Origin of the sequence: Mesorhizobium sp. M0058 (assembly GCF_040323095.1) — a bacterium.
GTDB lineage: Bacteria > Pseudomonadota > Alphaproteobacteria > Rhizobiales > Rhizobiaceae > Mesorhizobium.
This window is the reverse complement of sequence record NZ_JAMYUQ010000015.1, coordinates 187,518-207,973: the sequence shown is the minus strand read 5'-3', so window position 1 is coordinate 207,973 and position 20,456 is coordinate 187,518. Positions and strand designations below refer to the sequence as shown.

20 protein-coding genes and 1 pseudogene are annotated in these 20,456 nt (G+C 64.5%); 12 read left to right on the top strand and 9 right to left on the bottom strand.

Annotated features, from left to right (window positions below):
* Positions 1–104: 104 nt before the first annotated feature.
* Positions 105–278 (top strand): annotated as a pseudogene (locus NKJ75_RS25400) (3-oxoadipyl-CoA thiolase); the annotation flags it as partial.
* A gap of 13 nt (positions 279–291) precedes the next feature.
* Here NKJ75_RS25400 and pobA read toward each other — a convergent pair.
* From pobA to pcaD, 6 genes are read right to left on the bottom strand one after another with little or no spacing between them, the layout of a single operon-like run.
* Positions 292–1,464, bottom strand: a complete 1,173-nt coding sequence (gene pobA / locus NKJ75_RS25395; protein WP_023833949.1) for a 4-hydroxybenzoate 3-monooxygenase — start codon at positions 1,462–1,464, stop codon at positions 292–294.
* Positions 1,464–2,516 (bottom strand): 3-carboxy-cis,cis-muconate cycloisomerase, encoded by a 1,053-nt coding sequence (locus tag NKJ75_RS25390; RefSeq protein WP_023685270.1) that lies wholly within the window; start codon positions 2,514–2,516, stop codon positions 1,464–1,466. The genes pobA and NKJ75_RS25390 overlap by 1 nt, the downstream gene beginning before the upstream one ends.
* 19 nt (positions 2,517–2,535) lie before the next feature.
* Positions 2,536–3,150, bottom strand: a complete 615-nt coding sequence (gene pcaG, locus NKJ75_RS25385; RefSeq protein WP_023685271.1) for a protocatechuate 3,4-dioxygenase subunit alpha — start codon at positions 3,148–3,150, stop codon at positions 2,536–2,538.
* Positions 3,150–3,905 (bottom strand): protocatechuate 3,4-dioxygenase subunit beta, encoded by a 756-nt coding sequence (gene pcaH / locus NKJ75_RS25380; RefSeq protein ID WP_023685272.1) that lies wholly within the window; start codon positions 3,903–3,905, stop codon positions 3,150–3,152. Before pcaH ends, pcaG begins: the two co-directional genes overlap by 1 nt.
* Entirely contained in the window at positions 3,895–4,308 is a 414-nt protein-coding gene (pcaC, locus tag NKJ75_RS25375; RefSeq protein ID WP_023685273.1) for a 4-carboxymuconolactone decarboxylase, read from the bottom strand. Before pcaC ends, pcaH begins: the two co-directional genes overlap by 11 nt.
* Positions 4,301–5,110 (bottom strand): 3-oxoadipate enol-lactonase, encoded by an 810-nt coding sequence (gene pcaD, locus NKJ75_RS25370; RefSeq protein ID WP_023687922.1) that lies wholly within the window; start codon positions 5,108–5,110, stop codon positions 4,301–4,303. Before pcaD ends, pcaC begins: the two co-directional genes overlap by 8 nt.
* 92 nt (positions 5,111–5,202) lie before the next feature.
* Here pcaD and pcaQ point away from each other — a divergent pair, with 92 nt between their 5' ends.
* The 9 genes from pcaQ to NKJ75_RS25325 all read left to right on the top strand — a co-directional run bounded on the left by pcaQ (position 5,203) and on the right by NKJ75_RS25325 (position 14,750).
* The gene (pcaQ, locus tag NKJ75_RS25365; protein WP_023685275.1) at positions 5,203–6,120 is read left to right on the top strand and encodes a pca operon transcription factor PcaQ; all 918 of its coding nucleotides are present in this window, start codon (positions 5,203–5,205) and stop codon (positions 6,118–6,120) included.
* 276 nt (positions 6,121–6,396) lie between these two features.
* Entirely contained in the window at positions 6,397–7,695 is a 1,299-nt protein-coding gene (locus NKJ75_RS25360; RefSeq protein WP_023739488.1) for an ABC transporter substrate-binding protein, read from the top strand.
* Between the two features lie 89 nt (positions 7,696–7,784).
* A complete protein-coding gene (locus NKJ75_RS25355) occupies positions 7,785–8,459 on the top strand; it encodes an ABC transporter ATP-binding protein (RefSeq protein WP_444848975.1) in 675 nt (224 codons plus the stop codon).
* Entirely contained in the window at positions 8,456–9,184 is a 729-nt protein-coding gene (locus NKJ75_RS25350; protein ID WP_023696244.1) for an ABC transporter ATP-binding protein, read from the top strand. The genes NKJ75_RS25355 and NKJ75_RS25350 overlap by 4 nt, the downstream gene beginning before the upstream one ends.
* Positions 9,181–10,077, top strand: a complete 897-nt coding sequence (locus NKJ75_RS25345) for a branched-chain amino acid ABC transporter permease (RefSeq protein ID WP_023741769.1) — start codon at positions 9,181–9,183, stop codon at positions 10,075–10,077. Before NKJ75_RS25350 ends, NKJ75_RS25345 begins: the two co-directional genes overlap by 4 nt.
* Complete coding sequence (locus tag NKJ75_RS25340) at positions 10,074–11,138, top strand: branched-chain amino acid ABC transporter permease (protein WP_023741770.1); 1,065 nt, start codon at positions 10,074–10,076, stop codon at positions 11,136–11,138. Before NKJ75_RS25345 ends, NKJ75_RS25340 begins: the two co-directional genes overlap by 4 nt.
* A 2-nt stretch (positions 11,139–11,140) precedes the next feature.
* Positions 11,141–11,926, top strand: a complete 786-nt coding sequence (locus tag NKJ75_RS25335) for a coniferyl-alcohol dehydrogenase (protein ID WP_027050689.1) — start codon at positions 11,141–11,143, stop codon at positions 11,924–11,926.
* An 89-nt stretch (positions 11,927–12,015) separates the two neighbouring features.
* Positions 12,016–13,461, top strand: a complete 1,446-nt coding sequence (locus NKJ75_RS25330) for an aldehyde dehydrogenase (RefSeq protein ID WP_352500333.1) — start codon at positions 12,016–12,018, stop codon at positions 13,459–13,461.
* A gap of 257 nt (positions 13,462–13,718) precedes the next feature.
* Positions 13,719–14,750 (top strand): hydroxyacid dehydrogenase, encoded by a 1,032-nt coding sequence (locus tag NKJ75_RS25325; protein WP_352500332.1) that lies wholly within the window; start codon positions 13,719–13,721, stop codon positions 14,748–14,750.
* Between the two features lie 164 nt (positions 14,751–14,914).
* Here NKJ75_RS25325 and msuE read toward each other — a convergent pair whose 3' ends face one another.
* Together msuE and NKJ75_RS25315 are read right to left on the bottom strand one after the other, a co-directional pair.
* Positions 14,915–15,475, bottom strand: a complete 561-nt coding sequence (msuE, locus tag NKJ75_RS25320; protein WP_023739493.1) for an FMN reductase — start codon at positions 15,473–15,475, stop codon at positions 14,915–14,917.
* A 125-nt stretch (positions 15,476–15,600) separates the two neighbouring features.
* Positions 15,601–16,257: a glutathione S-transferase family protein gene (locus NKJ75_RS25315; RefSeq protein WP_023752109.1), complete on the bottom strand. Its 657-nt coding sequence runs from the start codon at positions 16,255–16,257 to the stop codon at positions 15,601–15,603.
* A 126-nt stretch (positions 16,258–16,383) separates the two neighbouring features.
* On the opposite strand from NKJ75_RS25315, the gene NKJ75_RS25310 reads away from it, so the two are divergent.
* Positions 16,384–17,292 (top strand): AraC family transcriptional regulator, encoded by a 909-nt coding sequence (locus NKJ75_RS25310; RefSeq protein ID WP_197031340.1) that lies wholly within the window; start codon positions 16,384–16,386, stop codon positions 17,290–17,292.
* A 107-nt stretch (positions 17,293–17,399) separates the two neighbouring features.
* A complete protein-coding gene (locus NKJ75_RS25305) occupies positions 17,400–19,046 on the top strand; it encodes an acetolactate synthase large subunit (protein ID WP_023696249.1) in 1,647 nt (548 codons plus the stop codon).
* Positions 19,047–19,075: 29 nt separating this feature from the next.
* Here NKJ75_RS25305 and NKJ75_RS25300 read toward each other — a convergent pair whose 3' ends face one another.
* Positions 19,076–20,446, bottom strand: a complete 1,371-nt coding sequence (locus NKJ75_RS25300; RefSeq protein ID WP_352500331.1) for an alpha-glucosidase/alpha-galactosidase — start codon at positions 20,444–20,446, stop codon at positions 19,076–19,078.
* Positions 20,447–20,456: the final 10 nt, after the last annotated feature.

Below are 20,456 nucleotides of genomic sequence, written 5' to 3'. Positions count from 1 at the left end.
CCGCCCTCACACCCCACAAATCCGATCACATCAAACAAAACCACCCCTCCCCCACCAACGCCATCGCGGTGCCCCCCCAACTCGCCATCGCCGCGTAGGGGTAGCACGTCAACCCCAATGGCGGCGCCATCGCGCTTGGTCATCCCTTGGGCATGTCGGGCGCGCGCATTGCAGGCACGGCTGCGCTGGAGCTTCGCGAGCGCGGCGCCCGCTATGCGCTCGCCACCATGTGCATCGGCGTCGGCCAGGGCATCGCAGTGGCGCTCGAACGGGTTTGAGATCGCACTGCCCTTAATAGGGCAAACCGACATAGTTCTCCGCCAGCGCGGTCGACGCCGCCTGCGAATGCACGAGATAGTCGAGCTCGGCTTCCTGGATGCGCTGGCCGAACTCGCCCGTATCGGGAAAGCGGTGCAGCATCGTCGTCATCCACCAGGAGAAGCGCACCGCCTTCCACACCCGAGCCAGCGCTTTGGCTGAATAGGCGTCAAGCCCGGCCTGCGATTTGTCCAGATAGAATTCGCGAAGTCCGGCAAAGAGATAGCGCACGTCGCTGGCAGCGAGGTTGAGCCCTTTGGCGCCGGTCGGGGGCACGATATGGGCGGCGTCGCCGACCAGGAACAGCCGGCCGAAGCGCATCGGCTCGGCAACGAAGGAGCGCAGCGGCGCGATCGACTTTTCGAAGGACGGCCCGGTAACAACGGCGGCGGCAGTCTGCTCGGGCAGGCGACGGCGCAACTCATCCCAGAAGCGGTCGTCGCTCCAGGCCTCGACGCTCTCATCAACCGGAACCTGCACATAGTAGCGGCTGCGATGTGTCGAGCGCATCGAGCACAGCGCAAAGCCCCGCTCATGGTTGGCGTAGACCAGTTCGTGATCGGCCGGCGGCACTTCGGCCAGCACGCCGAGCCAGCCGAAGGGATAGGTCCGCTCGAAGGTTTTCAGCGCCCGCTCAGGCACCGATTTGCGGCTGACGCCGTGATAGCCATCGCAGCCGGCGATGAAGTCGCAGTCGATGCGATGGCCGACGCCGTCCTTGCTATAGGTGACGTAAGGCGCTTCGCCATCGAAACCATGCAGCGCGACGTTGGCCGCCTCATAGACGGTGGTCAGCCCGGCCGCCTCGCGCTTGTCCATCAGATCGTGCGTCACTTCGGTCTGGCCATAGACGGTGACATGCTTTCCCCCAGTCAGTGCCGTGAGGCCAAGCCGGTGCAGGCCGCCGCCGAAGGCAAGCGAGATGCCGGCATGCAGCAGGCCCTCGGCATGCAGCCTTGCAGCTGCGCCCGCCTCTTCGAGCAACTCGACGGTGCCTTGTTCGAGCACCCCTGCCCGCACCCGGCCAAGCACATGCTCCCGGCTCGAACGTTCGAGGATCACCGTCTCGACGCCAATGGTGCCGAGAAGCTGGCCAAGCAGCAGCCCGGACGGTCCGGAGCCGACAATGACAATCCGGGTGCGCATCAGTGTCCCAGGCTTTCGATCTGTCCGGCGAGTTCGGCGGCGAGCCGTAGCGCAGCCGCGGTCGCAACCGCCATCTGCGGCAAGAGCAGCCATTCCAGCGTCCAGGCAGCACCGGAGCGCTCCTGCTCATGCACCAGCGCCTGATGCATGCCGGAAAGCTGGGTGGCGTTGAAGCGCGCCAGCGTCACCAGCACTTCCGCCTTCACCGGGTTCTGCTTGTGCGGCATGGCCGACGAGCCGCCGCCGCCGGACAGCTTGATGTCGGTTCTATCTTGAGCCATCAGCGCAATGTCCTGGCCGAACTTGCCGAGGCTGCCGGTGATGAGCGATAGCAGCCCGGCGAATTCGGCCAGCGCATCCCGCTGGCTGTGCCATTGCGGCGCGTCGCCAAGGCCGAGCTTTGCGGCAAGGGCCGCGCGCACGGCAGGTCCTTTGTCGCCCAGCTTCTCCAGCGTGCCGGCGGCGCCGCCAAACTGCACCACGAGCAGACGCTTGGATTGCTCCGACAGTCTCTGCTGATGCCGTTGCAGCGGCGTGCGCCACACCGCCACGCGGTCCGACGCCTGAATTGGGATCGCCGGCTGCATGCGCGTCATCGCTGTCAATGCACGGCTGCCAAAACGTTCTTCCAGCCCCACCAGCCGCAGAATGTTTTCAGTCAGCAGCAGGTCGAGATGTTCAATGAGCCGGCGCAGCCGAAGCACCAGGCCAGTGTCGATGACGTCCTGGCTGGTTGCGCCGAAATGCACGCCGGCGTCGTGCGGCGCCCCGACCGCTGCCTTCAACTGGCGCACCAGTTCGGGCACGATCACGCCATCCTTCGCCACACCGGCCCGCAGCCGCGCGGTGTCCGGCTTGTATGACAACAGGACAGGTACAATCGCCGCGGCGGCATCCGTGCCGATAGTCCCGCTTTCGGCTTCCGCTTGCGCCAGCGCGCGCTCGAAATCGAGCATGGCGGCGATTTCCGCATCCACCGAAAAATGCCGAGCCGCCTCCTCGTCGCCGAGCAGGCCGGAGAGCAGCGGATGGTCGAAGGGCGATACGGTCATGTCATTGGTTTCCTGACCGTCAGCTGTCGAAGAAGACCGTTTCCTTCTCCCCTTGGAGATGGACGTCGAAAATATAGTTGTCGCCTTGCCGCTCGGCGATCAGCGTCGGCACGCGCACCTTGTGCTCGATGCGGGCCAGGATCGGATCCTCGGCATTGGCCTTGGCCTCGTCGGAGAAATAGAGCCGCGTGTGGAGGCCGATATTGATGCCGCGGGCGACGATCCACAGGCTGATATGCGGCGCCATCAGCCGGCCGTCGCCATACGGCACGCGTCCCGGCTTGATCGTCTGAAAACTGCACAGGCCGGTTTCCATGTCGGTCGGCTGACGGCCCCAGCCCTGAAAATCCGGATCGGCATCGCCGCGCAATTCGGCCGGCGAATTGTAGAAGCCATTGGCATCCGCTTGCCAGATTTCGATCAAGGCATCCCTGAGCGGCGTGCCGGTGCCGTCGAGCACGCGGATGCGCAAACCGATGCGCTCGCCCTTGGTCTTGTCGTTGAGCATCGTCGCGCCGAGGTCTGTCGGATAGACGCCGCCGATACCACCGAAATTCGGCGTCAGCCCGATATGCACGTAGGGCCCGGCGGTCTGCGACGGGCTCTCCTTCAGCCGGGTCAGCGATTGCGCCATCAATTGCCCTCCGGCCGGTTTTCGAACAGCGCGGCGCGGCGCCCGCGCAGCACGATGTCGAACTTGTAGGCGCGCGCGTCGAACGGGATCGTCGCCTGCATGTCGAGCGCCGCGACCAGCGTCTCAACGGCCGCCTTGTCACGGATACCGCGCACGATCGGGCACCGCCAGATCAGCGGGTCGCCCTCGAAATACATCTGCGTGATCAGCCGCTGTGCGAAGCCGTGGCCGAACACCGAGAAATGGATGTGCGATGGCCGCCAGTCATTGGGCCCGTTCGGCCAGGGATAGGGACCGGGCTTCACCGTGCGAAAGGCATAGCCGCCATCGGCATCGGTGATGGTGCGGCCGCAGCCGCCGAAATTCGGATCGAGCGGCGCGAGATAGCCGTCCTTCTTGTGGCGGTAACGGCCGCCTGAATTGGCCTGCCAGAATTCGAGCAGCGCGCCGGAGACGCCCTGGCCGCGCTCGTCGAGCACGCGGCCATAGACGATGATACGCTCGCCGATTGCGCTCTCGCCGGGCTTGGCGAAGTTGTGGATCAGGTCATTGTCGAGTTCGCCGAGCATGGCGTGGCCGAACACCGGACCGGTGATTTCGGACGCCGTGTTGTCGAAGGCCAGCAGCGCCTTTTGCGGCGAGCGCAACACCGACGTCTTGTAGTCGGGCGTCAGCGCCGGCGGATGCCAGCCACGGTCGCGCTGGAAGAAGGCTCCGCTCTCGGGCCTGCGGTTCGAGCCGGCATCAGCTGGCATGGCCAGCCCTGCTTCCGTCCATTTCCGAAAACACCTCCTTGGCGATCCTGAAGGCGCGGTTGGCGGCCGGCACGCCGGCATAGATCGCGACATGCAGGAACGCTTCGCAGATATCGTCGCGCGACGCACCGGTGTTGGCGGTGGCGCGCACATGCATGGCGACCTCTTCATCATGGCCAAGGGCGGCCAGCAGTGCCAGCGTCACGATCGAGCGTTCGCGCCTGCTGAAGCCCGGACGCGCCCACACAGTGCCCCAGGCTGCCTCGGTGATCAGCTCCTGGAACGGCCGGTCGAAATCGGTGACGGCATCCTCGCTGCGATCAACATGCGGGTCGCCGAGCACCGAGCGCCTGACGGTCAGCCCGGTCTGATATCTGGTTTCGTTTTTGGGCAGTTCATCCATGGGTCTGCTTTCTCAGGGGAAGCGCCGCGACGAAATCGCGGATCAGGGTGGTCAGCGCCTTGGGCTGTTCGACGCAAGGGATGTGCGCGGCGTCACGAATGATTTCGAAATGTGCGCCTGGGATCAGATCGGCCAGCCAGCGGACGAGATCCGGCGGCGTCGAGCCGTCCTGGTCGCCAACGACGCAAAGCGTGGGTACCGCGATCCCCTGCGCGGCCTCGGTGAAATCGGCATCGCGCACCGCGGCGCAGGTGCCGACATAGCCGGCGACGGCTTGCCGGGTCATCATGTTCCAGTAGCCGTCGAGCTCGGCGACACGGTCCGCGTGGAAGGCAGGCGTAAACCACATTTTGAGCACGGCATCGGCGATGGCCTGGATACCTTTGCTTTCGACCGTTTCGATGCGGGTGTTCCAGCTGTCGGCCGTGCCGATCTTGTGGGCGGTGTCGCACAGGATGAGGCCGTCGACGATTTCGGGGCGCCGGGCATAAAACCCCTGCGCAATCAGGCCGCCCACCGACAGGCCGCACAGCACCGCATTGTTCAGTTCGAAATGATCGATCAGGCCCGACAGATCATCGACATGCTCGTCGATCGAGCTGACGCCACCAATGTCGGACAGGCCATGGCCGCGCTTGTCGTAGACCAACACAGGCATTTCGCCACCCAGTTCGGACAACACCTCGTCCCAGACGCGGAAGTCGGTGCCCAGCGAATTGATGAACACGATCGGCCGCGCATTTCCCTTCGCCTTGATATGGCGATGGTGCAGCGTGATGCCGCCAATGTTGACGAATGGCACGATTTCGATCCTCCGTGTTCACATTGCACAAGGCATTTGGTTTGGTAAAATGATATTTTACGCCGTTTCATTAACTGCTAGGTTATGAGAACATGTCCGAAAGCCGCATAAGGTTCCGTCACCTGCAGGCATTCCTTGAGGTAGCGCGGCAAGGCAGCGTGGCGAGGGCGGCCGACTTTCTCCATGTCAGCCCACCGGCCGTGACCAAGACGTTGCGCGAATTGGAGGAGGCGCTTGGCATCGCTGTCGTCGAACGCGACGGCCGCGGCATCAGGGTGACACGGCTTGGCGAAATCTTTCTCGGCCATGCCGGCACGGCGATCACGGCACTGAAGCGCGGCGTCGATTCCGTCCGCCAGGACGGCGCCATCAACCGGCATCCGATCCGCATCGGCGCGCTCCCGACAGTGTCGGCCAAGGTGATGCCACGCGCCATAAGCCTGTTCCTGAGTGAAAATACCGGTGCTGCGATCAAGATCGTCACCGGCGAGAACGCGGTCCTGCTGGAACAGTTGCGCGTCGGTGCGCTCGATCTCGTCGTCGGCCGGCTTGCGGCGCCGGAAAACATGACCGGCTTCTTCTTCGAGCATCTCTATTCCGAACCGGTGCTGTTCGTGGTGAGGGCCGGCCATCCGCTGCTGCAGCCGGGCCAGGACATCTTCGCCCGGCTCGATGAATTCCCGGTGCTGATGCCGACGCGGGAGTCGGTCATCCGCCCCTTCGTCGACCGCCTGTTCATCACCAACGGCATGACGGCGCCTGCGACCGAGATCGAGACCGTCTCGGATTCCTTCGGCCGTGCCTTCCTGCGCCAAAGCAATGCGGTCTGGATCATATCGACAGGCGTCGTCGCCAACGAACTCTCCAGCGGCGCCTTCGTCGCCTTGCCCGTCAACACCGAGGAAACCAAAGGGCCGGTCGGCCTGACGATGCGGACCGACACTGCGCCTTCGCCGGCCTTCACCATCCTGCTGCAGACCATTCGCGAGGCGGCCAGCCAGAACGCCTGAGCACCTTTCGCCAATCTGGCGCAGAGCGGGCCTTCAGCCGTATTTCCATAACCTGTTGGTTAACGAAACACCGCAAAATATCATTTTACCAAACCAAACACCTAGGGCACTGTGACGATGGGAGGATCGAAATCGTGCCGTTATCGGCATTGGCGGCGTTCCGCTGCCGCCTCAAGGCCTGCCGGGGCGATCTCCGATCTTAAGAACGGGCGGCATCGATTTTGAGCAGGCCGGCGGTGACCTCCAGGTGCCGTCAGGAAAGGGAGGAATACCAGCATGACCTCAAGCAAATCCGGCGTCTCGCGGCGCCAGTTCATCGCCACATCGCTCGCCGGCGGCGCGGCACTTGCGCTCAGCCGCGGCCAGGCATTCGCGCAGGCCGCCGACACGCTGAAGGTCGGCTTTGTCAGCCCGCGCACCGGGCCGCTCGCCGGCTTCGGCCAGACCGACGGCTATGTGCTCGATCTCGCCCGCAAGGCGCTCGCCAACGGCCTCGACATCGGCGGCAAGAAATACAGTGTCGAGATCATCGACCAGGACACGCAATCCGACCCGTCGCGCGCCGGCCAGCTCGCCAAGGACCTCATCAACAACCAGGCCGTCGACCTGATGCTGGCGGTGTCGACGCCGGAGGTGATCAACCCGGTCGCCGACGCCTGCGAAGCCGCCGGCGTGCCTTGCCTCTCCACCGTTATGCCGTGGGAGGCCTGGTATTTCGGCCGCGGCGCCAAGCCCGGCGAACCCTCGCCGTTCAAATGGACCTATCATTTCGGCTTCGGCGTCGACGAGTTCTTCCGGACCTACATCTCGCAATGGAACCTGATCGAGACCAACAAGAAGGTCGGCGTCATGTATCCCAACGACGCCGACGGCAATGCCATCCGCACCCATCTGGCGCCGTTGCTGGCAAAGCAGGGTTTCACCATCGTCGATCCCGGCGCCTACGAGACCGGCACCACCGACTATTCCTCGCAGATCGCTCTGTTCAAGCAGGAAGGCGTCGAGATCTTCAACTCCTTCCCGATCCCGCCGGACTTCGCCGCCTTCTGGCGCCAGGCCGCGCAGCAAGGCCTGATCAAGCAGATCAAGATCTGCCAGGTCGCCAAGACCGGGCTGTTCCCGTCCGACATCGAGGCGCTCGGCGATCTCGGCAACAAGATTTCGAGCGCCGCTTACTGGCACAAGGCCTTCCCCTACAAGTCGCCGCTGACCGGCGTTTCGGGGACCGAACTGGCCGACGGTTATGAGGCCGCCAGCGGCAAGCAATGGACGCAGCAGCTCGGCGCCTCGATGTCGCTGCTCGACGCCGGCTTCGAGGCCCTGAAGGCAAGCACCGACGCCAAGGACAAGGCGGCCGTCGCCAAGGCGCTGAGCACGCTCAACACCGAGACCATGATCGGCAAGGTCGACTTCACCAGCGGCCCGGTCGCCAATGTCTCTCCCGGCCCGATCATCGGCACCCAATGGGTGGCGGCCAAGGAAGGCGGCAAATTCCCGCTCGACTACGTCGTGACCGAGAACGCCACCGACCCGAAGGTTCCGGTCGAGGCCAAGCTCCAGCCGTATAACGGCTGACGGACGGCTACGGGGGTCGCATCGTGAACGGTTCAGCAAACGCCGCGATCCTCCGCGCTGCCGGCATCCAGAAACGCTTCGGCGCGCTGGTGGTGCTCGACGATGTCGACTTCGCCATGAATGCCGCTGAGGCCGTCGGCATCGTCGGCCCGAACGGCGCCGGCAAGACGACGCTGCTCAGCATCTTGTCAGGCGCCTTCCCGCCGAGCGCCGGCACGGTCGCCTTCAAGGGCGGCGACGTGACGGCGCTGCCGGCCACGGCGCGCTGTCGTCTCGGCCTGGTGCGCACGCACCAGGTGCCGAAACCGTTCAGCGGCATGACCACGTTCGAAAACGTCTTCGTCGCCGCGTCGCATGGGGCGGGTCTCGCCCGCGACGAGGCCTATGAAGCGGCGTTGGCGTCGCTGAAACTGTGCGGCATGCTGGGCGTCGCCAACCGACGCGCCGAGACACTCGGCCTGCTCGACCGCAAGCGGCTGGAACTGGCCCGCGCGCTTGCCGCAAGGCCGACCCTGCTTCTGCTCGACGAGATCGGCGGCGGACTGACCGATGGCGAGGCGAGCGAACTCGTCGATACCATCAAGGAATTGCGCCGGCGCAAGATCGGCATCGTCTGGATCGAGCACATCGTCCACATCCTGCTGCAGGTGGCCGAGCGGCTGATCTGCATGGATGCCGGAAAGATCATTGCCGATGGCGAGCCGCAAGCCGTGATGGCCGATCCCGAAGTCGTGCGCGCCTATCTCGGTGGAGGCCCGAAATGAGCCTGCTCGCAATCGAGAATCTGGTCGTCCGCCACGGCCTGTTGCAGGCGGTGCGCGGTGTGAGCTTTACGATCGAGCGCCGCGAAACGCTGGCGCTGGTCGGCGCCAACGGCGCCGGCAAGACGACGCTGCTCAGGGCAATCGCCGGCGCGCATCAGCCGACTGCCGGCCGTGTGCTGCTGGACAGCGCCGACATCACCGGCGTGCCGTCGCACAAGCGCGTCGGCATGGGTGTGGCGCTGGTGCCGGAAGGACGAAAGCTGTTCGTGCAGATGACGGTCGAGGAGAACCTTCTGCTCGGCAAGACCGCCGGCCGGCCCGGCGACTGGAGCGTGGAAAGGGTGCTCGACACGTTCCCCAATCTGAAGCCGCGCCGCCACGCCAAGACCGGGCATCTCTCCGGTGGCGAGCAGCAGGCCACCGCCATCGGCCGCGCGTTGATGAGCAATCCGGAGCTGCTGCTGCTCGACGAGGTCTCGCTCGGCCTGTCGCCGCTGGTGGTCGATCGCGTCTACGCTTCGCTGCAAGGGCTGATCAGCTCCGGCACGACGATCATCCTGGTCGAACAGGACCTCAATCGCGCGCTCTCGGTCTCGGACAAGGTCATCTGCATGCTCGAAGGACGCGTCGCGCTGGAAGGCCCGAGCAAGGGCATGTCCCGCGATGAAGTGACGAAAGCCTATTTCGGCCTGCACAGAAAAAGCGCCGGGAGTGTGCCGGCATGAGCAACCAGATCGTCCAGGGCATCCTGCTCGGCGGCTACTACGCGCTGATCGCCTGCGGCCTCTCCTTCATGTTTTCGGTGATGCGCATCATCAACCTCGCGCATGGCAGCCTGGCCGTGTTTTCCGCCTACGCGCTGTGGTGGCTCGCCTCGCAATTCCATATCTCGCCCTTCGTCGGCCTGCTCATCGTGCTGCCGCTGATGGCGGCCATCGGCTGGGCGCTGCAACGCTTCCTGCTCGAGCGCAGCGCCCGTGGAGGCGCGCTGCTGCCGATCCTGACCACGTTCGGCCTCGCCATCGTCATCGACAATGCGCTGTTCGAGCAGTTCGGCGCCGACACACGTTCGCTGGCGCCCTATATCGGCAGCCTCTCCTACGATTCCTGGGAATGGCCGGGCAGCATCTATGTCGGCAAGCTTGCCGTGATCATGTTCGCCGCCGCCGTCATATTGCTTGGCGGACTGCAGCTGTTCCTCACCCGCACGTGGCTTGGCCGCTCGATCCGCGCCACGTCGGAAGATCCCGACACGGCCGGTCTCGTCGGCGTCGATGCGCGCCGCGCCAACGCCCTCGCGGCCGCCATCGCCATGGTCACGGTCGGTCTTGCCGGTGCCTTCCTCGGCATGCGCGCCACCTTCGATCCCTATACCGGCGCACCTCAATTGCTGTTCGCTTTCGAGGCGGCCGTGATCGGCGGCGCCGGTTCGCTATGGGGCACGCTGGTCGGCGGCATCGTTCTGGCGCTCGCCCAGACGCTCGGCGCGCAGATCCATCCGCAAGGTTTTCTGATCGGCGGCCATGTCGCCTTCCTGATCGTGCTGTTCATCCGGCTCTCCACCTCCGGCCTCGGCCTGTGGGGCCTGGTGCGCCTGCCCGCGAGGAAAGCATCATGAGCGCGGTTTTAAACGCCCCCGCTATCGAGCGCGGCACCTCCGCCTCGCGCATCTCGGCGATTGCGGTCGTCGTCATCATCGCGCTGCTTGGCGTCGCGCCGCATTTCCTGTCGGCCGGCGCCGTCGACCGCGTGACCGCCTTGTTCATCTATGTGATCCTGGCAGCGATGTGGAACGCGCTGGCCGGCTTCGGCGGGCTGGTTTCGGTGGGACAGCAAGTGTTCTTCGGCCTCGGCGCCTATTTCACCATCCGCCTGGCCGATGCCGGCCTCAACCCGTTCGCTTCGCTGTTCGTCTCCGCGATCATTGTCGGCGCGATCTCCTGGCCGATGTCGCTGTTCATGCTGCGGCTCAGGAACGGCGAGTTCGCCATCGGCATGTGGGTGATCGCGGCGCTCACCCATCTCCTGGTCAATCTCGACCGGCTGGTGCAAGGCGAGACCGGGACGTCGCTGATCTCGCTCAACGTCTATGACGCCGGTTCCAGGCGGGCGACGATCTACTGGCTGGCGCTGGCCGCGATGACGGCGCTGCTCGCCACCCTGTTTAGCCTGCTGCGCGGCAGCACGGGTGCGGCCATCCGCGCCATCAGGGACAATGAGGAGGCCGCGGCATCGGTCGGCGTGCGCGTCACCGGAACCAAGCGGCTGCTCTTCGTGCTCGCTGCCTTCGGCATCGGCATGGCCGGCGCGCTGTGGTTGGCCACGTCGATCACCTTCCAGCCGAAAACCTACTTCAACGTCCAGTGGACCGCCTACATGATCTTCATGGTGCTGGTCGGCGGCATCGGCACCTTCGAGGGCGCCATTCTGGGTGCGCTGCTGTTCTTCCTCATCGAGACCTGGTTCGGCGGCACCGGCGTCTGGTATCTGATCGGCCTCGGCGCCACGGCGGTGCTGTTCTCGCTGTTCCTGCCGCGCGGCGTGTGGGGAACGCTGGAGGAGCGCTTTGGCCTGCGCCTGCTACCGGTCGGCTACCGGGTCAGGCTGCCGGCAAACGCCGGCGATAGTGACGCGACGCCTTCGCCGCAAGAGGCCGCAACGCATAGTGAAAAGGCGTGACCATGCTGTTCGGCAAGACCATCCTCATCACCGGTGTCGCCTCTGGTATCGGCGCTCGCACGGCCGAACTTGCCGGCCAACTGGGCGCTGACGTGATCGGCGTCGATATGCGTGAACCGGCAGCATCGGCCGGCAGTTTCGTCAAGGCTGACATCTCATCCAAGGCCGGCGTCGACGATCTCCTCGGGCGCCTGCCGCAGCGCATCGATGCGCTCTGCAATGTCGCCGGCCTCCCCGGCAACACCGGTGCGGTGTCGACACTGGCCGTCAACTTCTACGGCCTGCGCGCGCTCTCGGAAGGCCTCGCACCAAGACTTCGTGAAGGCGGCACCGTAGTCAACGTCGCCTCGATCGCCGGCTATGGCTGGCGCGCCAATCTCAACCGCGCGGCATCGATGGTCGGCATCGAAGGCTTTCCCGATGTGGCGAAGATGATCGCCGACCATCAGGTGAAGAACGAGGAAGGCTATCCCGTTTCCAAGGAGCTGCTGCTGTTGTGGACGCAGCGCGCCGCACATCAGGACCTGTTCAGGAGCCGCGGCATCCGCGTCAATGCAGTGAGCCCCGGCCCGGTCGAGACGCCGATCCTCAAACAGTTCCGCAATGTGCTGGGTGACGCCCGCGTGGACAGCGACATCGCCAGGGTCGGGCGCGCCGGAACCTCGGGCGACATCGCGCCTGTCGTGCTGTTCCTGTGCTCGGACGGCGCACGCTGGGTCAACGGCGTCAATGTGCCGGTTGACGGTGGGCTTGAAGCATCGATCAATGCCGAGGTGCTCGGCTTCTAGACCATCATCCCGAAAAGTGGGAGCCGATGTTCGGATAAGATCGTGGTCAATATAGAAAAGACGCTCCACGGCGAGCGAGGGAGAGAACAATGGACATCGGACTTCTGATCGACGGCGATAAAAGGGATGCCTCCGGCTCAGCCTCTTACGAGCGCATGGACCCGTTCACCGGCAAGCTGGCGACCCGCGCTGCCGCAGCCAGCATCGCCGACGCCAATGCCGCGGTCGAAGCCGCTGCTGCCGCTTTCAAGACGTGGTCGAAGACCGGTCCGGGCGAGCGCCGCGCTTTGCTGTCCAAGGCGGCCGATGTCATGGACTCCAAGGTCGGCGAATTCACCAAATTGATGATGGAAGAAACCGGCGCGACCGGCCCCTGGGCCGGCTTCAACGTCATGCTCGCCGCCAAAATGCTGCGCGAGGCAGCCGCCATGACGACGCAGATTTCGGGCGAGGTCATTCCCTCCGACAAGCCCGGCACGCTGGCCATGGCGATCCGCCAGCCGGCCGGCGTCTGCCTCGGCATCGCGCCGTGGAATGCACCGGTCATCCTCGGAACCCGTGCCATCGCCATGCCGATCGCCTGCGGCAACACGGTTGTGCTGAAAGCTTCGGAAATGTGCCCAGGCACACACCGGCTGATCGGCCAGGTGCTGGTCGAGGCCGGCCTGCCCAAGGGCGTCATCAATGTCGTCACCAATGACCCCAAGGACGCAGCAGCAATCGTCGAGGCACTGGTCGCGCACCGTGCAGTCAGGCGTGTCAACTTCACCGGCTCGACCAAGGTCGGCAGGATCATTGCCGAACTCGCCGGCCGTCACTTGAAGCCGGCGCTGCTCGAACTCGGCGGCAAGGCGCCGCTGGTCGTGCTCGACGATGCCGACATCGATGCGGCGGTCAATGCGGCGACCTTCGGCGCCTACATGCATCAGGGCCAGATCTGCATGTCGACCGAGCGTCTGGTCGTCGATGAAAAGGTCGCCGACGAATTCGTCGCCAAGCTCGCCGCCCGCGCGGCGCAGCTGCCGGCCGGCGACCCGCGCGGCCATGTCGTGCTCGGTTCGCTGATCAGCAGCCAGGCCGCCGACAAGATGGAAGAACTGGTTGCCGACGCCGTCGCCAAGGGCGCCAGGCTTGTGGCCGGCGGCAAGCGCACCGGAACCGTGGTCGAGGCGACATTGCTCGACCACGTGACGCCGGCAATGCGCGTCTATTCGGAAGAATCTTTCGGCCCGGTCAAGCCGGTGATCCGCGTCAAGGGCGAGGACGAAGCGGTACGTGTCGCCAACGATACCGAATACGGCCTGTCTTCAGCCGTGTTCAGCCGCGACATCCGCCGTGCCATGGCGGTTGCCGCGCGCATCGAATCTGGCATCTGCCACATCAATGGCCCGACCGTCGGCGACGAGGCGCAAATGCCGTTCGGCGGCGTCAAGGGTTCAGGCTACGGCCGCTTCGGCGGCAAGGCCTCGATTGCCGAATTCACCGACCTGCGCTGGCTAACCATCGAGGATCCGGGGCAGCACTATCCGTTTTGACTGCACCTTCTCCGACAGGGGGAGAAGGGAAGGAGCCCCCAGGGCCGGTTGCCTGGCGAGCCAACGGATTCCCGCATCAAAACCCGGCAAGGCTCGAGCCGCGCGATCGGCGGCCCCTCCCGGAGTTGTAAATCGTTTAATGGTGGGTATTTTACCCCTCAAGCACATGCCGCCGGAAGGCGGCAAGCGGTTTTTGGGGACTACCACAAGTGCAAAGCAAGAATACGCGATACGCATCGCGCCGGGGAGGAATCGTTATGCCAAACAAGGCCCTGCCGCTGGTCATCAGCGCGCCGGAACCACGCACGCTCGACCTGATCTTCACCCCACCGCAGCTGGCGCGCCTCAAGGCGCATTACCGCGTCGTCGAGACGACGGCCGAGGGCGTGGCGAACTTGCCCGCCGACGTGCTGGCCGAAGCCCGCTATATTATCGGCCAGCCGCCGATCTCGCCCGAGAACTTGGACCAGATGCAGGCGCTGCGTTGCGTCTTCAATGTCGAGACCAACCTCATCAACAACATGCCCTATGAGACGCTGTTTGCGCGCGGCATCCATGTCGTCACCACCGGCCTCGTCTTCGCCGAGCCGGTGGCCGAGCTTGGCCTCGCCATGGCGCTCAACCTCGCCCGCAACATCGTCGATGCCGACCTCGCCTTCCGCAAAGGCGAGGAGCTGTGGGGCGGTGACGGCAATTTGACGGCGCGGCTTCTGTCCGGCGCCGATGTCGGCATCATCGGCTTCGGCGATCTCGGCCGTGCGCTCAACCGACTGCTGTCGGGTTTTCGCACCCGCACCAAGGTCTTCGACCCTTGGCTGCCGCCGTCGATCCTGATCGACAATGGGGTGAAGCCGGCCTCGCTGGACGAGGTGCTGACATCAAGCGATTTCGTCTTCGTCGTCGCTTCGGTGACCTCGGAGAACCAGGGTTTCCTCGGCGCTGAGGCCTTTGCAAGTATGCGCAAGGGCGCCGCCTTCATCCTGCTCAGCCGCGCCGGCGTCGTCGACTTCCCTGCCCTGATGGCGGCGGTGAAAAGCGGCCACATCGTCGCCGCCAGCGATGTCTTCCCAGAAGAACCGCTAGCGCAGGACCATCCGGTCCGCACGATCCCCGGCTTCCTGCGCTCCGCCCACCGCGCCGGTGCGCTCGACATCGCCTTCAAGCGCATGGGCGACATGGTGCTGGAGGACATGGACCTGATCGACCGCGGCCTGCCGCCTCTGCGCTCCAAGCGCGCCGAGCGCGAGACGGTGTCAAGGATGCGTTCGAAGCCGGCGGACAGGAACTAGTTGTCGCGAGAAATCCGCCTGAGATGGATTTCGCAGTTGGCCAAAACCCCTTTGTCATCGCCGCTCAGGATGACCGGGAACCTTCCGGCATTGGCGTTTTTCAGCCGGATCGCTCCCATTTTATTCACTCCGAGCAAAGCCGGAGGCGGCCCGCTCGCCTCGCTCTATCCGGCAGCAACGCCGGCTGCCGAGCGATTGGCCAGCACCAGCCCGACCTCGCCGACAACCTGATCGACGCGCTTCAGGATGGGTTCGGCCCGCAGCACGCCGTCGGAAAAGTCCTTGTCCGTGGCATAGACCCCTGTCGGCAGCGTCAGCGCCTCGAAGAAGCCGAACAACGGCCGCAGCTGGTGCTCGACGATCAACGCGTGGCGATCATTGCCGCCGGTGGCAAGCAGCACCACCGGCTTGCCGCGCAAGGAAGCGGGATCGAAGAGGTCGAAGAAGTGCTTGAACAGGCCGGTGTAGCTGCCCTTGTAGGTCGGTGACCCCACCACCAGCACATCGGCATTGACGACGCTGTCGAAGACTGCCCGGGACTGGCCGTCGAGATCGCGCGCCCATTTGGCAGCGCCGAGCGACGGGCCGAGGTCTTCGATGTCATAGGTGCTCGCCGACAGGCCATGCTGGCGCGCAATATCCCTGACAACCTGGTCGACAAAACCACGCGTCTTGGACGGCCTGGTGAAATTGCCGGAAAACCCGACGACGGTTGGATTGGGCATGTTTCTCTCACCTCTCGCGGCGGGGTTTCATACCGCATATTTACAGGCTTGCGCCTGCCGCAAGAAGCAAATGACTGACCTTGCAGCACCATAGTGAGGAATTTTTTTCCGTTTGCCCGCTCGTCTCAGGCCGCGAGAAGCGGGCCATAGGATTCCAGGTAGAAGCCGGGCGACCTGGCGCAGGTCCGCACCGCCTCCCTGGCGGCAACCGTTTCCTGCCACCGCAGCAGGCGCTCGCATTCGGTCGGCATGACGAAGCCCAGATATTTCTCAAGCACGCACAGCTGTTCGAACCAGGGATAGAAGGCGATGTCGGCGGCGCTGAATTCCGAGCCCAGCAAAAACCGTTCGTCCGCCCCTCGCAGGGCGAAGGCATGCTGTTCCACAAAGCGCAGATCGTCGGCAAGCTGGGCCTTGATCCGCTTATGAACCATAGCGTCGGAACTGTGCATCATGGTTGCCGTCCGGGCGTAAAGCTGCGTGTCGGCGAAGCTGATCCAGATGCGCGCCTCAGCGCGGGCCTGAGCATCCCTGGGGAAAATCGGCCGTTCGGGGAATGCATCATCGAGATATTCGCAGATGATCGACGACTCCCTGACATATTGCCCCTGATGGCGCAGCAGCGGCACCTTTCCCGTCGGCGTGAGTTTCAGGAACCACGCCGGCTTGTTGCGCAGATCGATTTCGATTTCCGTCGCCTGCAGGCCTTTCTCGGCAAGGGCGAGCCTGACACGGTGCGCATAGGGACAAAGCTGCGCGACAAAAAGCTCGATTGGCGGCATGAATAACTCCTGAGTTTCGTTATCGCCGACAAGCGGCCTGTCGGGCATAGCTAGGTCCAGTAAGGCCGGCGCGCTATTCGACAGCGTCTGGATTGATATATCGATCGTCTGTTTCTGGAGCGAAGCGTGGACCTCCTGGCTACCCTCATGCGCGAATTGCACTTCGCAGCCGCCGGGTACCGGCGCCTCGAACTGGCCGCGCCCTGGGCGATCTCGTTCAGCCAGGCTGGGCTTCGCGGCATTCACGTCGTCATCAAGGGGCGATGCGAGGCGGTGTTCGGTGAGGAAGATGTCGAGCCTCTCGATGCCGGCGACCTGATCATTGCACCGCGCGCCGATCCGCATGTGCTGCGGTCGCCCGGCGCGCTCAAAAGCGCGAACGTCCCCGCCGCCGAACTGGCGACCCAAACCGCAGCCGGGCGTATTCGCAGCGGCGGCGAAGGCGAAAAGACCGTCATCCTGTGCGGCGCCTTCGCCTTTCGCGACGCCGACCATCCGGCACTTGCCGGCCTGCCGCGCATCGTTCACATCCGGGGATCGAATGGCCGTCTGCCCAAATGGCTGCGTGGCTATGTCGAGGCCTTGCTGGTGGAAGCGACCGACGAAGGTCCCGGCAGCGACGTAGTCATGGCTCGCCTGTCTGGGGCCATCGTCACGCGCGCCTTGCGCTCCGGTCTGGAAAGCATGGACAATCCAGGTTGGCTGAGGGGATTGCAGGACCCCGCGATCGCCAGAGCGCTCGCGACCCTGCATGAAGCCTATGACCACGACTGGACGATCGAGACCCTGGCACGCGCGGTCGGGCTCTCCAGGGCAACCTTTGCCGCCCGCTTTCGCGATCTCGTCGGCGAAGCGCCCATGGCCTATCTCTTCGGCTGCCGCATGCGGCAGGCCAGCCGGCTGCTGCACGAGGGCAAGAGCCTGGGCCAAGTCGCCGAGGCGGTCGGCTACAGCTCGGAAGCCGCCTTCTCCACCGCCTTCAGCCGCCACGCCGGCGTCTCGCCCGGCCAATTCAGGAAACGGAAGGATCTGTAAGGCAGAGCGATATTGGCGGCGGCCGCGCCTCGCGCTAGGGCTTTGCCAGCACTATGTCTGATCATATCCCGACGCGGTTCGCCGCCGCTTTGCCCAGGAGATGCTTCGTGCCCAAAGGTTCTGACCTGCTTGTTGCCGCCCTCGAGAATGAGGGCGTCGATCGCATCTTCGGCATTCCCGGCGAAGAAAACCTGGACGTCGTCGAATCCATCCGCAAATCCTCGATCCAGCTGATTTTGACCCGCCATGAGCAGGCAGCCGCCTTTATGGCCGCCACCCATGGCAGGCTCACCGGCAAGCCAGGTGTGTGCATCACCACGCTGGGACCCGGCGCCCTGAACCTGACGACGGGTGCCGCCTATGCGCTGCTCGGCGCGATGCCGATGATCATGATCACCGGGCAGAAGGGCATCCGCTCGTCGCGCCAGGCCCGCTTCCAGATCGTCGACATCGTCGCCGCGATGAAGCCGTTGACCAAGCTGTCACGTCAGATCATCTCGGCGAAGACCATTCCCGCCGTGGTGCGCGAAGCGTTTCGGATTGCCGAGGAGGAGCGTCCGGGGCCGGTGCATCTGGAACTGCCCGAAGACATCGCGGCCGAGGAGTGCGACGATGTCGCGCTGATCCCGCCGCATCCGGTCGAGCTTCCGCTGGCCAGCCCGCTGGCGCTCGACCGTGCCGCCGAGATGATCATCAAGGCGCAACGGCCGCTGGCGATGCTGGGCGCCGCCGCATCGCGGCCGCGCTCGACCTCCGACCTCGCCCAGTTCGTGATCAGAACCGGCATCCCCTATTTCACCACCCAGATGGGCAAGGGCACCGTGCCCGGCGGCACCGAACTCTACATGGGCACCGCGGCTCTCTCCGAGCGCGACTATGTGCATGAGGCGATAGAACAGGCCGACCTCATCATCACCATCGGCCACGACACGATCGAGAAGCCGCCCTTCATTATGGGCGACAAGGGACCGAAGGTGATCCATGTCGGTTACCAGCCGGCCAATGTCGAGCAGGTCTATTTCCCGCAGACCGAAGTGGTCGGCGACATCGGCGCTTCGCTCAGGCTGCTTGCCGACCGGATCGAGGGCAAGATCCCCAACGCGCAAGCGTTGCTGCCATTGCGCGAAGGGATTTTGAGCCGCATTGCCACCCGCGCCACCGAAGACCGTTTCACGCCGCAGCGCTTGGTGCACGATGTGCGCGCGGTGATGCCGGCCGATGGCATCCTGGCGCTCGACAACGGCATGTACAAGATCTGGTTTGCGCGCAATTACCGCACGCGCGTCGCCAACACTTTGCTGCTCGACAACGCCCTGGCCACGATGGGCGCCGGCCTGCCGTCGGCGATGACGGCCGCGATGCTCTATCCCGGCCGCCGCGTCATGGCGATCTGCGGCGACGGCGGCTTCATGATGAACAGCCAGGAGCTGGAAACCGCCGTCAGGCTGAAACTTAACCTCGTCGTGCTGATCATCGAGGACAATGCTTTCGGCATGATCCGCTGGAAGCAGGCGGTCGACCAGTTCCCCGATTTCGGCATGACCTTCGGCAATCCCGATTTCGTCCGCTATGCCGAGGCCTATGGCGCCAAGGGAACCAGGGTCGGCGCCGTCTCAGAAATACAATCGACGCTTGAACAGGCCTTTGCCGGCGGTGGCGTCCATCTCGTCGTCGTTCCGATCGACTATTCGGAGAACGAGCGCGTGCTGGTCGAGGAACTGCGCCATCGGTTGCCGGCGCCACCGGAGGCCTGACGGTGGAGTAGATACCGCCGCAGCAGCGCTCAGGCGGCCCGGACCTTGGCGCTCCCACGCGCCCAGGCCGGCAGCCAGTCGCGATGTGTCGCCAGCAACTCATCGACCAGCGCCCAGATCTGGTCGAGATCGAGTTCGGCCGCCGTATGCGGATCCATCATCGCCGCGTGGTAGATGTGCTCGCGGTTTTCGGTCATCAGCGCCTGCACCGTCAATTCCTGCACATTGATGTTGGTGCGTATCAACGCGGTGAGTTGCGGCGGCAGCTCGCCAATATAGGTCGGCTGGATGCCGGAGGCGTCCACCAGACACGGCACCTCGGCGGCGCAATTGTCCGGCAGCGAGGTGATGCAGCCATTGTTGCGGACATTGCCGTAGATCACCGAAGGCTCCCCGGTCCACACCGAGTTCATGATCGAGGACGCGTATTCCTTCGATTGCTCGACCTCGATGCGGTCGGCCGAGCGATAGGCCTCGGCCTGGCCCTTCCAGCGCTCGATCTGTTCGATGCAGCGCTTGGGATATTCGTCGAGCGGAATGCCGAACTTGTCGATCAGGTCGGGGCGGCCTTCCTTGATGAAATAGGGCGTGTATTCGGCGAAATGCTCGGAGCTTTCGGTGACGAAATAGCCGAGCCGCGTCAGCATCTCGTAGCGCACCTTGTTGGGGCAGCGCGGGTTCCAGCCCGGCTTCGGCGCCCTGCCCTCGCGATAGGCGCGGATCAGGTCCGGATAGAGGTTGCGGTAGGACCCATCCGGCTGCCGGTGCTCGAACTTCAGGTAGAAGGCCATGTGGTTGATGCCGGCCGAGCGGTAGCGTATCTCGTCGTAGGGAATGTCGAGATCGTGCGCCAGTTCCATCGCCGTGCCCTGCACCGAATGGCAGAGGCCGACCTGTTTGATGTCAGGAAATTTCTCTGAAATCGCCCAGGTGTTGATCGCCATCGGGTTGACGTATTGCAGCATGATCGCGTCGGGGCAGACGGCCAGCATGTCCTCGCAGATCTTCCACAGATGCGGCACGGTCCGGAGGCCGCGCATGATGCCGCCGACGCCGAGCGTGTCGGCAATGGTCTGGCGCAGGCCGTATTTCTTCGGCACCTCGAAATCGGTGACGGTGCAGGGCTCAAAGCCGCCGATCTGGAAGGCGACGACGACGAAGTCGGCGCCGGCGAGCGCCCTGCGCTGGTCGGAATAGGTCTCGGCCTTCGCCTTCACGCCCAGCGTCGCAATCAGCTTGTTGACGACGATGGCGCTCTCTTCCAGCCGCTGCGGATTGATGTCCATCAGCGCGATCGTCGCGCCTGACAGCGATGGCCGCTGCAGCACGTCGCCGACAATGTTCTTCATGAACACGGTCGAACCCGCGCCAATGAAGGTGATCCTGGGATGTCTTGCCACTATTAAACCT